14 protein-coding genes are annotated in these 12,946 nt (G+C 38.1%); 13 read left to right on the top strand and 1 reads right to left on the bottom strand.

What is annotated here, in order from left to right; genetic code table 11:
* Positions 1 to 3 precede the first annotated feature (3 nt).
* The 8 genes from QFX10_RS10295 (at position 4) to holA (ending at position 6,130) form a co-directional block, all read left to right on the top strand.
* On the top strand, positions 4 to 297 hold the full coding sequence (locus QFX10_RS10295) for a YlbG family protein (protein ID WP_280606127.1): 294 nt from the start codon (positions 4 to 6) through the stop codon (positions 295 to 297).
* 129 nt (positions 298 to 426) lie between these two features.
* On the top strand, positions 427 to 993 hold the full coding sequence (gene rsmD / locus QFX10_RS10290) for a 16S rRNA (guanine(966)-N(2))-methyltransferase RsmD (RefSeq protein ID WP_280606126.1): 567 nt from the start codon (positions 427 to 429) through the stop codon (positions 991 to 993).
* Positions 990 to 1,466: a pantetheine-phosphate adenylyltransferase gene (gene coaD, locus QFX10_RS10285; RefSeq protein ID WP_280606124.1), complete on the top strand. Its 477-nt coding sequence runs from the start codon at positions 990 to 992 to the stop codon at positions 1,464 to 1,466. Before rsmD ends, coaD begins: the two co-directional genes overlap by 4 nt.
* A gap of 129 nt (positions 1,467 to 1,595) precedes the next feature.
* The gene (locus QFX10_RS10280; RefSeq protein ID WP_280606123.1) at positions 1,596 to 2,264 is read left to right on the top strand and encodes a helix-hairpin-helix domain-containing protein; all 669 of its coding nucleotides are present in this window, start codon (positions 1,596 to 1,598) and stop codon (positions 2,262 to 2,264) included.
* 56 nt (positions 2,265 to 2,320) lie between these two features.
* Entirely contained in the window at positions 2,321 to 2,806 is a 486-nt protein-coding gene (locus QFX10_RS10275; protein ID WP_280606122.1) for a ComE operon protein 2, read from the top strand.
* Entirely contained in the window at positions 2,807 to 3,727 is a 921-nt protein-coding gene (locus QFX10_RS10270) for a ComEC/Rec2 family competence protein (RefSeq protein ID WP_280606121.1), read from the top strand.
* On the top strand, positions 3,708 to 5,048 hold the full coding sequence (locus QFX10_RS10265; protein ID WP_280606120.1) for a ComEC/Rec2 family competence protein: 1,341 nt from the start codon (positions 3,708 to 3,710) through the stop codon (positions 5,046 to 5,048). Before QFX10_RS10270 ends, QFX10_RS10265 begins: the two co-directional genes overlap by 20 nt.
* A gap of 53 nt (positions 5,049 to 5,101) precedes the next feature.
* Positions 5,102 to 6,130, top strand: a complete 1,029-nt coding sequence (gene holA, locus QFX10_RS10260; protein ID WP_280606119.1) for a DNA polymerase III subunit delta — start codon at positions 5,102 to 5,104, stop codon at positions 6,128 to 6,130.
* Between the two features lie 32 nt (positions 6,131 to 6,162).
* On the opposite strand, the gene rpsT is transcribed toward holA, so the two are convergent.
* Positions 6,163 to 6,417, bottom strand: a complete 255-nt coding sequence (rpsT, locus tag QFX10_RS10255; protein WP_280606118.1) for a 30S ribosomal protein S20 — start codon at positions 6,415 to 6,417, stop codon at positions 6,163 to 6,165.
* A gap of 271 nt (positions 6,418 to 6,688) precedes the next feature.
* Between rpsT and rpsO the strand changes: the two genes are divergently transcribed.
* From rpsO to tig, 5 genes are all read left to right on the top strand, one after another.
* Positions 6,689 to 6,958: a 30S ribosomal protein S15 gene (gene rpsO, locus QFX10_RS10250; RefSeq protein ID WP_280606117.1), complete on the top strand. Its 270-nt coding sequence runs from the start codon at positions 6,689 to 6,691 to the stop codon at positions 6,956 to 6,958.
* A gap of 307 nt (positions 6,959 to 7,265) precedes the next feature.
* On the top strand, positions 7,266 to 8,984 hold the full coding sequence (locus QFX10_RS10245; RefSeq protein ID WP_280606116.1) for a ribonuclease J: 1,719 nt from the start codon (positions 7,266 to 7,268) through the stop codon (positions 8,982 to 8,984).
* 58 nt (positions 8,985 to 9,042) lie between these two features.
* Positions 9,043 to 9,924, top strand: coding sequence for a hypothetical protein (locus QFX10_RS10240; RefSeq protein WP_280606115.1), 882 nt, complete (start codon positions 9,043 to 9,045; stop codon positions 9,922 to 9,924).
* A gap of 204 nt (positions 9,925 to 10,128) precedes the next feature.
* The gene (gene tuf, locus QFX10_RS10235; protein WP_280606114.1) at positions 10,129 to 11,316 is read left to right on the top strand and encodes an elongation factor Tu; all 1,188 of its coding nucleotides are present in this window, start codon (positions 10,129 to 10,131) and stop codon (positions 11,314 to 11,316) included.
* 219 nt (positions 11,317 to 11,535) lie between these two features.
* Positions 11,536 to 12,822, top strand: a complete 1,287-nt coding sequence (tig, locus tag QFX10_RS10230) for a trigger factor (protein ID WP_280606113.1) — start codon at positions 11,536 to 11,538, stop codon at positions 12,820 to 12,822.
* Positions 12,823 to 12,946 lie beyond the last annotated feature (124 nt).

Below are 12,946 nucleotides of genomic sequence, written 5' to 3'. Positions count from 1 at the left end.
GTTATGATGTTTGAAATAAAGCAGCGACGTGGTGTTATTGTTTACTTACATCATTTACGACAAAGTAAGCAATTACGACGTTACGGTAGTATTCAGTATGTTTCACGAAAGATGAAGTATGCATTACTTTACATGGATGAAGTAGATGTTGAAAAAACAGTGGCTAAGTTGAAACAATTGAGATTTGTCAAACGTGTTGAACTTTCACAAAGACCAGAACTTAAAACAGAGTTTGATGAACAAGGAAAAAAAGCGTATAAATTAACGGAAGAAGATCAAGAAAAATTTGATCGTTAATAATCTAACGCCTTAAAGGTCATGCAGAAGCATGGCTTTTTTGTTTTGGATCGGATAGATAGTTGTAACTATTCTGCTGATACGATAAGCTAGTATCAAGAGAATTTTTAGTAAAGAAGGTATCGATAGATGAGGATCGTAGCAGGTGATTATGGTGGGAGAAGATTAAAAGCTGTTCCAGGGATGAAGACTCGACCTACGACTGACAAAGTTAAAGAAGCGATGTTTAATATCATCGGCCCCTACTTTGATGGAGGCGAAGTTTTAGATCTCTTTGCCGGATCTGGTGGTCTTAGTATCGAAGCAGTCTCAAGAGGCGCCAAAAAAGCGACTTTGATCGACCGACAGTATCAAGCGATCAAAACGATCAAAGAAAATATCGCAGTAACAAAAGAAACAGAGCGTTTTGAAGTACTCAAAGGAGACGCCAATAAGATGGTGCTTAAATTAGCTAAAGCTAAGCGGAGTTTTGATTACATTTTTTTAGATCCTCCTTATAAAGAACAACAGATCATTGAATTGATGCAAAAATTGAGTGATCTAGCACTATTGAATGCTGATGCTTTAATTATTTGTGAAACTGACCAGCAAGCTAAATTACCAGAAGAACTCCCTGATTTCACTTTCATCAAGCAGGCTGATTATGGGATCACGGAGCTGACGTTTTATCGGTATCAAGGAAGGGAGAACAGATGAGAGCGATCTTTCCAGGAAGTTTTGATCCTGTAACAAATGGGCATTTAGATGTCATTGCGCGTGCAGCAAGACTCTTTGATGAAGTATTTGTTGTGATTTTGACAAATACAAGTAAAACGCCATTATTTACCGCGACGGAACGCTTAGTAATGCTTGAAGAAGCAACGAAAAACTTAAAAAATGTTGTTGTGCAAGTTAAAGATGCTGATCTAACAGTCAATGTTGCTGAAGCATTAAATGCAGGAGTTATCGTTCGTGCTGTAAGAAATGCGCTCGATCTTGAATATGAGCGAAATATTGCTCAGATGAATAAAACTTTAGCGCCTAAGTTAGAAACGATCTTACTGATGACTGATCCTAAGTATAGTCATTTATCTTCGACACTAGTCAAAGAAGTTGCGCAGTTCGGGGGCGATTTTTCTGAGCTAGTTCCTCCCAATGTAGCGCTCGCTTTAGCCCAAAAAAATAAATAAGAAAAATAGAGTTTTTTTTCGTATGTATATAGTGAAGGAAACAAAGCTGTTGGAAAAGTGTACGGTATGAACAGTGACCTTTAAAAAAGAGATAAGGAGAGAACTTTTCCTAAAGTAGCTAGCTATTTTATGTATCGAAAAAAAGACATGATAAATGAACTTTGGCAAAATTTCATAACGAAGCATAAGGTTTTCTTGTTGAGTTTAGGAAGTGTTTTGATGGTGGTGCTCAGTGGGCTCGCTTTTGTATGGTGGAATAAACCAGTGCCAAAAGAGAACTTTCTTGGACCGACGCAAACGACCAAAATCGAACATCATCGTATTGCTACGAAGGCAAAGTATATTTTTGTTGATGTCAAAGGCGCTGTCAAAGTTCCTGGCTTATATAAGATCTTAGCATCTAAACGTGTGGGAGATGCGATCGCGTTAGCTGGTGGAGTCAACGCTGAAGCTGATAGTTCACAAGTAAACTTTGCTAAAAAGTTGAGCGATCAGATGGTGATCTATGTAAGTAAACAAGGAGAACAAACAGCACAAACAACTGATCCTACTAAACAAGCGCCAGCCTCAACCACCCTAGAGTCATCAACAAGTGAAGATGATCAAACTAAATTTGATCTAAATCAAGTCGATAAACAGCAACTGATGCAGATCGATGGGATCGGTGAGAAGAAAGCAGAGCAGATCATTTTATATCGCAAACAACATCAAGGTTTCAAACAATTAGCTGAGTTAAAGAATGTCACCGGGATCGGTGAAAAGTTGTATCAAGTTTTAAGTAGCCGTTTGAAGGTGTAGTCAGCCAACAGGACATTTGTTATACTGTTACTAAATTTGTAAATTGAGGTAAAGATATGAACCAAAAGAGGATCCCGTGGGACCAATATTTCATGTTACAAGCGGTCCTATTGTCATTAAGGAGTACATGTAATCGTTTAGCAGTTGGAGCGATCTTAGTGCGTGATCAACGGATCATTGCTGGAGGATATAACGGCTCAGTTGCAGGTGATAAACATTGTATCGATGATGGGTGTTACATGGTCGATGGGCATTGCTTGCGAACGATCCATGCTGAGATGAACGCGATCTTACAGTGTGCTAAATTTGGTATTCCAACAGAAGATGCTGAGATCTATGTGACTGATTTTCCTTGTTTACAATGCACGAAAATGCTATTGCAGGCAGGGATCAAAAAGATCCATTATTTAAGAAACTATCATAACGATCCTTATGCAGTCTCACTTTTAGAGCTAAAAGATGTGACTGTTTCTCAAGTTAAGATCGACGAAAAGTATATGGCAACTACATTTATCAAAGAACTGATCGATAAAGGGAAGTGAGTGACGATCTTTCGGGCAACGATCTTGTTAGCAGTTGTTGGAGTCAGTTGTTTAAGTTTTTTAGTTTTCAAACCAACTTTAGTTTGGATCATTTGTTTGCTTTTGTTAGCTTTACGCCTCTTTTTTGGTCGTTGTTTTAAAGTGAGTGCCGTTGTTGTAGGTTTAATGATGATTTTTTATGGGCGAATGCTTCTTTTTGGTCAAATTATCAAAGAACCACTAGCAACTAAAGCGATCCATTATCTTTTGATCTATCCTGATAAAGTTAAGATCGATGGTGCAAGTTTTCAAACGGAAGCATTTGACCTTCAAAGTGGAAAAAAGCTATTAGTAACGACCTATTTGCATTCTTATCAAGAAAAACGTGCATTTTTAAATGCTCAACAGGCGATAGTTTGGCGAAGTAAGGGGATAGAATCAAAATTTGAAAGTCCGACAAATGAAAATCAATTCGATCAACGTTCTCACTACTATGCTCGCAAAATATTTACTCGCTTTAAAGTGTCTGAGTGGCAGAAAGTCCAAGTCTCATTACCGTTAAAACAATATTTTTTGATCTGGGTGCATCAACTTCGCCAAGAAATGGTGCTGCATCTCAAAACTTTACCTAAACCATTAGCTGAATACGGCGAAGCATTATTTTTAGGGATCCACGAAGTGAGCTTTTTAGAGACGTTGGAGGCTTTAAAACAGACAGGGATATTATATTTATTTAGTTTATCGGGGATGCACGTCTTTTACTTGATCACCTTTTTTAGAGTGGTAACGAAAAGAATTTGCTCTGAAAGAAGCAGAGATCTCATGTTATTATTTTGTTTACCATTTTATGGCTTTTTAGGAGGTGGATCTTTTAGCTTAGTAAGAGCCGTTTTGATGAATTGGATACTTATTTTAGGTAGATGTGTTAGGCAAAAAGTTTGATAGCTTAACGATCTGGGGGCTAGTTTTATTAGGTGAGCTTTTTTGGTCACCTTTGTTATTGACCGATCTAGGTGCAAGTTTAAGCTATTTATTGACGTTAGTGTTGTTATTTGAAAAATCAAGATCAAATTTTAAATTGAATGTCAAATTGAATTTATTTAGTTTGCCACTTGTTTTATATACGACTTATCAATGGAATGTCTGGACAGCTTTTTATGCTTTTTTAGTCACACCTTTGTTTGAATATTTATTATTACCTTTGACTCTTGTAGGTGTCTTTGTGCCACTCTTTAGTCGAGATCTAGCTTTAGTTTTGCAGTTGTTCTCCGATTTTTTTAGCTTTTTAGCAAAGATCCCAGGAACAGTTGTTTTTGGAAAACCACCTCTCTGGCTTGTGGTTTTTTGGCTCGGCGCGCTTTTTTATATCCAGATAAGTCGTAAAAAAATGCGCTACTATTGGCTGTTAGCAGGAACATATCTCTTGTGTTTTTTGGTGATCCATTTTCCACTTACAGATGAAGTGGTTTACTTTGATGTTGGTCAAGGAGACTGTACTTTGATCGATCGACTTGCTAAAAATGAAGTTGTATTGATCGATACAGGTGGAAAAGTCCATTTTAAACAAAAAGACTGGCAAAAAAAGCGCCATGAAGTGACAAGTGGCGAAACGATCGTGGCCAATTATTTACTAAGTAAGGGGATCGCGCAGATCGACCGACTCTACTTAACGCATCAAGATGCAGACCATGTTGGAAATTTTCCAAGTTTAAGCAAAGTAATAAAGATCAAAAAAATCATTGTGCCTGCTGGGATGGAAAAGCTCCCGAGTTTTAAGCGACGCTTAGCTCACTCGGCTAATCGTCAGCAAGATGTTTTACCTGTAACAGATAAGAATAGTTTTAATGATCCTGATTTAAAATTACTTCATCCTTTTCGAGCAGGTCAGGGAACAAATGCAGATTCGCTCGTACTATGGTTAGCTTTTGGGGATATGCAATGTCTGTTTACTGGAGATCTTGATCGCACAAATGAGCTAAAAGTTTTAGCAAAATATCCCAATTTGCATGTCGACATTTTAAAAACAGGTCATCATGGCAGTAAGACGGCTAGCGATCCCACATTTGTCCAAAAGATCAAGCCACAGCTTGCGGTCATATCCGCTGGACGAAATAATCGCTATGGTCACCCAGATCCGTTGACGTTAAAGACTTTGGCGCACCAAAAGATTCCATATCTTTTAACTGCTCGTGATGGGATGATCAAATTAAAAAAAGAGGCTGGTCAAGTCAAAGTGTGGTATTTCAAACAAATAAGCCAGTAACGTATTTAATGTAGAAAGAAGGGACAAGTAGCCGTAGCGCTACGTTGATTAAAATGATAACAGTAGATAAGGTCTTAAAGGATATTGAAAATGATCAATTGGCCCCAGTTTATCTAATTTTAGGTGAAGAACAAGTCAATGCTGAAAAGATCAAACAAAAATTATTAGCTAACTTTCCAGAAGAAGAACGTGAATTTAATGTAGGGATCTATGATATGGAAGATGTGTCATTGGCCAATGCGATCGCCGATGCAATGTCGGTGCCTTTTTTTGGTGATAAACGTTTAGTTTTTATCACGCGGCCTTATTTTCTAACAGGTGAAAACAAGAAAGTAAAGATCGAGCATGATACAAATGAATTGAGCGCTTATTTGGATGACCCAGAGCCAACGACAACGCTAGTTATTTTAGCACCATACGCTAAATTAGATGAGAGAAAAAAAGCAGTCAAGCAATTAAAGCAAAAGGCAGTCGTAGTTGATAACAGTCCGCTAAATGAAGCTGCAGTTCGCAAAACGATCTTAGACGACCTAAAAGCTAAAGGTTATACGATCGAGCCGACAGCTTTAGAGATCTTGCTACAAAGAACAGATGCTAATTTGACGATGGTCGCAAGTGAGTTACCAAAATTGTTATTGGCTGCTAAAGAAGAAAAGAAGATCACAGAGCAGCTTGTGACTTTAATGGTCTCGCGTTCTTTAGAACAAAATGTCTTTGATCTAGTTGACTTAGTTTTAAGAAGAAAGACAGCTAAGGCGCTTGAATTATATCATGATCTGTTACAACAAAAAGAAGAGCCGCTAAAGATCAATGCGATCTTGGAGGGGCAATTTCGGCTCCTTTTGCAAGTTGAAGTGTTGAAACGCCATGGCTATGCACAAGGGAATATCGCGAGCACATTAAAGGTCCACCCGTATCGAGTCAAGTTAGCTTTACAAAAGACGCGCTTTTTCAAACGTGAAGATCTAAAAGATGCTTATTTGGGTTTGATCCATATTGAAGAACGGCTCAAAGGCTCTTCGCAAGATCCGGAATTGTTATTTCAACTTTTCATGTTGAATTTTACACAAAAAAGAGCATAAAAAAGAGGTAGGTTTTTGCCTACCTCTTTTTATTACTTAGCTAAGCGTGCGGCCATGCGTGACTTATCACGAGCAGCTTTGTTAGCTTTGATCAAGCCTTTTGAGTGTGCACGATCAACAGCAGAAACAGCTTCACGGTAAAGTGTTTCAACGTTGTCAGCACCAGCAGTTTTAGCTTTTTCAAATTTTTTGATTGCTGTACGCATCTTGCTCAATTCAGCAGAATTACGAGCATTAGCTTTTTCGTTTGTTTTAACACGTTCGATTGCGGATTTGATAATTGGCATAATAGTCACCTCCACCTGCATGATCCGTAACGGTATCATCTAATTTTTCAACATACCCCATTATACAAGAGCGCTTTGAACAATGCAATAAAAAAATAAAAATGATGTCAAGAAATTTTCCTTGACACAGAATTTTTAACTTGCTTTTTTATTTAAAATTTAGTAGATTATATAGAGTACGGATGTACCAGACCCAAGACTTAGTTTGGCGACGACACCGACGACTTACTCGGTCTTTGGGCAGCATTTTTTGAAAGGTGGAAATACAATAATGGCTATTTCAAACGAAAAGAAAAACGAGATCATGAAAAAATATGCACGTCATGAAGGCGATACAGGTTCTGCTGAAGTGCAAATCGCTGTTTTGACGGCAGATATCAACGAACTTAACGAACATGTTCGTAACCATAAAAAAGACTTTGCTTCACAACGTGGTTTGATGAAGAAGATCGGTCACCGTCGTAACTTGTTAGCATACTTACGTAACAAAGATGTTCAACGTTACCGTGAATTGATCAAGAGCTTAGGCTTGCGTCGTTAATAGTTTTTTTAGCAACGAGATCTAGTCTCGTTGCTTTTTTTTACATATTTTTGTGTGTGCGGGCTAGGAACTTAGCTAAGTGAGAGTAGTTCAAGTCTGTACGGTTTTGTGATATAATTTTATGTTGATAGGTCTTTTGGACCTGGATCTAATGACGATAGGATATTTTTATAGTCCCTTAGCTATTTATATACATCAGGATAAGGAATTATTTGACGCAAAGGTATGATCCTTTCTTAGGTGAGAGTGTTTATTGCGTCGATTTAAAGATATTATCAGATAAAAATTTTAAAACCGAGGTGAAAATATGAGTGAGATAAAAATCATTTCACTTGGTGGTGTACGTGAAAATGCTAAAAATATGTACGCCGTCGAAGTGGATGAAGATATCTATATTTTAGATTGTGGTTTGAAGTACCCAGAAAATGAGTTGCTAGGTATCGATATCGTGATCCCTAATTTTGAATATTTACGTCAAAACGCACGCCGGATCGTGGGGGTCTTTTTGACACACGGTCACGCCGATGCGATCGGGGCTTTACCTTATTTTGTAAGTGAATTTGATGTACCAGTTTTTGGTTCTGAATTAACGATCGCATTAGCTAAGATCGCTTGTGAAAATGAAGAAGTTGCTAAGAAATTCAAAGATTTTCATGTTATTGATGAGAAAACCGAGATCGATTTTCCGAGTGCAACAGTTTCATTTTTCAAAACGACTCACTCGATCCCAGAAAGTTTAGGGGTCGCATTAAAGACTGATGAAGGAACGATCGTCTATACTGGTGATTTTAAGTTTGATCAAACAGCAACAGTGCAATATCAAACAGATCTAGCTCGTTTGGCTGAATTAGGAAATGAAGGTGTTTTAGCATTATTGAGCGATTCGGCAAATGCTGAAAATCCTAATGAGACTGTTAATGAACGAGAGATCTATGATTTTATCAGTGAGACTTTTGAATATCGAAATGGCCGGATCATCGTTGCCTGCGTTGCGTCTAATATTGCACGTGTTCAACAAGTTTTGAATGCGGCTTATGCTAATGATCGTAAAGTTGCCTTAACAGGACACGATGTTGAAAAGATCGTACGTACAGCGATGAAGTTAAACAAACTTCATTTGCCAAGTGATGATATTTTGATCCCGATCAAAGATATCGATCGCTATGCTGATGATCAGATCGTTGTCTTAGAAGCCGGACGCTCAGGTGAACCCTTGAAGTCACTTCAAAAAATGGCTTTGAAGCGCCATCGTTTTGTCTCTTTACATGAAGGCGATCTAGTCTTTATCACAACGACACCATCGCATGCGATGGAAACAAATGTTGCTAAAACGCGCGATATGATCTATCGCTCTGGCGCAGATGTCAAATCGATCTCAGATGAATTAAATTCTTCAGGACATGCAAGCAAAAATGATCTTCAGTTGATGATGAATCTTTTAAAACCACGCTATGTGATCCCTGTTCAAGGAGAGTATCGCCTCTTAGCGGCTAATGCGCGCAGTGCAAAAGAAGTTGGGATCTCGGCCGAAAATATTATTCTTCTTGATAAAGGAGATGTGGTCGAATATACCCATGATAAGATGCTAGTTGCATCTTCGGTCGAAGTTGGTAATACAATGATCGATGGGATCGGAGTTGGCGATATCGGAAATATCGTCTTGCGCGATCGGAAGATCTTATCAGAAGATGGGATCTTTATCGCAGTAGTTACGATCGACCGAAAGAAAAAGAAGATCATTGACAAACCAAAGATCACCTCGCGAGGATTCGTTTATGTCAAAACAAGTCGTGATTTGATCGCTGAAAGTGCTGAGATCATCAAAAAAACAGTCCAAGATAATCTTGATAATAAAGAATTTGATTGGAGTCATCTAAAACAAGATGTCCGTGAACAGTTGAATCACTTCTTATATGAACAAACAAAGCGTCATCCAGTGATCTTACCTGTGATCATGGAGATCAATCAGTATCATAACCATAATAATAAAAAGCGCAAAAAGAATTCAGATGAGGCGCATAAATAAAAAAATGGGGCTGTAGGGAACTGCAGTCCTATTTATCATAGTTAAGGGGTTTTGAATAATGCAAGAAAATACTTATCAAGCAGGTTTAGCAGCACTTGAAAAAGGTGATCTAGACGAGGCTATCAATTGTTTTATGGCTGCTTATCAAGCTAAGAAAACTTTTAAAGTGAACTATTTATTATTTGAGACATTAGAAAAAGCTGAACGATATGATAATGCAGCTCAAATAGCTGACGATTATGTGACGGATTACTTAAAAGATGAGGCTAAATTTTTAGAGTATGTTAAAGTGATGGTCTTGGCAGGACAGATCAGAAAGATCGAAATGACATTAGAGCTCGTTCAGGCCTTTTTTTCTGAGCCACAAACAAAACGGCTTCAGGTTCAGTTTGAAAAAACTTTAGCAGAAGTTAGATCACAAGAAGAAATCGAAACACTCAAAAAGCAGTTTAAGTATTTAGGTGCAAATGATGTTATTGGGCAAAGAGAGGTCTTTGAAAAAACTAAATCGTTGACGATCAAAGAATTTGAGGAAATTTCTCAAGGACCGCTCCTTGATCCAGATGTACATGTTTTATTGCGCTCAGCGATCTTAGATGAGTTGCGTTATCTAGGTAGTGAACGTGAAGTAGAGTATCTGTCATTTACTAAAGAAGTGCGTTCGTTTATACCAGCCGCACTGAAAGAACTTAATGATTATTTGATGTATCAACGATTGACCCAACTATTAGCTACAGATAGTGCGATCACCCCTGATCTTAAAGAGGCTGCTTTAGCAGAAATGACATTAAAACTCCAATTATTATATCCGCAATTGACACGACCTTTTCCAGAACCAGAAAAGCTTTATCGCGTTTTAATGGATCGCCCAGATGAGGATGAAAAGGAAAAAGAATTTGCTGCTGAACTTGAGAAAAGTTTACAAGCTTGGGAAATTTAAGCGCTATAAAGATTTTTTTAAAAAAATAAATTTTAGTATTTACAAAAATCAATCAGGGCTATATAATAATTCAAGGTTTTCAGTTTAGGAAGGACCCAGTTGATAATTTGCTTGGCATTCTTTACTGAAAGTAGTATAATAAAAATTAAAGGATTATCGGCAGGATCTGCAGATTTTCTTTGAAAATTACAGGAGGTTCTATTAATGGCAAAAGAACATTACGAAAGAACAAAACCCCATGTAAACATCGGTACAATTGGACACGTTGACCATGGGAAGACAACTTTAACAGCAGCTATCACAAAGGTTTTATCTGAAAAAGGTTTAGCTAAAGCTGAAGATTACGCTTCTATCGATGCTGCTCCAGAAGAACGTGAACGTGGTATCACAATCAACACAGCACACGTTGAATACGAAACAGAAGGCCGTCACTATGCTCACATCGATGCTCCAGGACACGCCGACTACGTTAAAAACATGATCACTGGTGCTGCTCAAATGGACGGTGCTATCTTAGTTGTTGCTGCAACAGATGGTCCTATGCCACAAACTCGTGAACACATCTTGCTTGCTCGCCAAGTTGGTGTTGAATACATCGTTGTATTCTTGAACAAGTGCGACTTAGTTGACGATGAAGAATTGTTAGACTTAGTTGAAATGGAAGTTCGTGACTTATTGAGCGAATACGACTTCCCTGGTGATGACATTCCTGTTATCCGTGGTTCTGCTCTTAAAGCATTGGAAGATGATGAAGATGCTAAGAAGAAGATCCTTGAATTAATGGATACAGTTGACGAATACATCCCAACACCAGAACGTCCAACAGACAAGCCATTCTTGATGCCAGTTGAAGACGTATTTACGATCACAGGTCGTGGTACAGTTGCTTCTGGTCGTATCGACCGTGGTGTTGTTAAAGTTGGTGACGAAGTTGAAATCGTTGGTTTGAAAGACGATATTCTTAAGACAACTGTCACAGGTGTTGAAATGTTCCGTAAGACACTTGACGAAGGTGAAGCCGGCGATAACATCGGTGCATTGCTTCGTGGTGTTGACCGTACACAAATCGAACGTGGTCAAGTTCTTGCAAAACCAGGTTCTATCCAAACACACAAGAAATTCAAGGGTGAAGTTTACGTCTTGACAAAAGAAGAAGGTGGCCGTCATACACCATTCTTCTCAAACTACCGTCCACAATTCTATTTCCACACAACAGACGTTACAGGTGTTATCGAATTGCCTGAAGGTGTAGAAATGGTTATGCCTGGCGATAACGTAACATTCTCTGTTGAATTGATCGCTCCAGTTGCTATCGAAAAAGGTCTTAAGTTCACAGTTCGTGAAGGTGGCCGTACAGTTGGTGCTGGTGTCGTTTCTGAAATCGACGACTAATATGTTATTGTTGAAACGGTATTTAAATGATCAGCTTTGCTTGATTTTTGCTTTATCGTTTCGAAAGAAAGACTTGGAGGTCCGCCTTCAAGTCTTTTTTGTTGAAAAACACCTTTTTAATTTGATAAAACATTTACATTTAGGATGTTCTACGTTAAAATTATTTAGTATGCAATTACTCAGTAAATTGTAGAAACTATTTTACTCGGAGGGAAAATAATGTCTGTAAAATGGGAAAAAGAAGAAGGTACAAACAACGGTAAGTTGACCTTTGAAATCGAACCTGCAAAAATCAAGGAAGGTTTAGACACAGCATTTAACCGTGTTAAAAAGACGTTAAATGTTCCTGGCTTCCGTAAAGGTAAAGTTCCTCGTCAGATCTTCAACAAAATGTTTGGTGAAGAATCACTTTATCAAGATGCATTGAATGCAGTTTTACCAGAAGCATACGCAAACGCTGTTTCTGAAACAAATATCAAGCCAGTTGCTCAACCAGAGATCAATGTTGAATCAATGGAAAAAGATTCTACATGGGTCTTAACAGCCAAAGTGACTGTTGAACCAGAAGTTAAACTTGGTCAATACAAAGATCTTGAAGTGAAAGCACAATCAACAGAAGTTACAGATGAAGAAGTTGACGCAGAGATCAAAAAACTTCAAGAACAACAAGCAGAGTTAGTTTTAAAAGAAGATCAACCAGCTGAAAATGGTGATACAGTTGTGATCGACTTTGAAGGTAAAGTTGACGGTGTTGCTTTTGATGGTGGTAAAGGTGAAAACTACTCACTTGAACTTGGTTCAAACACATTTATCCCAGGCTTTGAAGACCAATTAGTTGGTCACAAAGCAGGTGAAACAGTTGAAGTCAAAGTAACTTTCCCAGAAGAATACCATGCAGAAGATCTTAAGGGTAAAGATGCTGTCTTTGAAACAACGATCCATGAAGTCAAAACAAAAGAATTACCAGAACTTGACGATGAATTTGCTAAGGATGTTGACGAAGAAGTCGATACTTTAGTTGAATTGAAAGCTAAGACACGCGAACGTCTTGAAACACAAAAACAAAATGCTGCTAAAGAAGCTATTCAAGATGAAGTTATCGATAAGGCAGTTGAAAATGCTGAGATCGGTGAGATCCCAGGAGCAATGATCGAAGAAGACGTTCATCGTCAAATGGATCAATATTTAGCTGGTCTCCAACAACAAGGGATCAGTGCAGATATGTACTACAAGATCACAGGATCTTCTGAAGAAGACTTACACAAGCAATTTGAAGACGGAGCTGCAAAGCGCGTTAAGACAAATCTTGTCCTTGAAGCTATCGTAGCTAAAGAAGATATCAAAGCTTCAGAAGAAGAGATCAATGAAGAGATCAAGAATTTAGCTGCACAATACGGTATGGAAGAAAATGCTGTACGTTCAGCACTTTCAGATGACATGTTGAACCATGATATTGCTATCAGAAAAGTCGTTAAAGAAATGACAGATTCTGCAAAGCAAGTCTAAGCTTAGTGGCTTACTGATAAATAGAATTTATTAGGGATCGTAGCGCTTTTATCCGTTACGATCCCTAAGTTTATCTACAAATAAAATACAACTATGTAGTGTTTACATGTAATGTTTGATAGAA

It is taken from the genome of Ligilactobacillus faecis (assembly GCF_029889745.1).
GTDB lineage: Bacteria > Bacillota > Bacilli > Lactobacillales > Lactobacillaceae > Ligilactobacillus > Ligilactobacillus faecis.
Note: the sequence above shows the minus strand (reverse complement) of the source record. Positions and strands in the feature narration are given on the sequence as shown.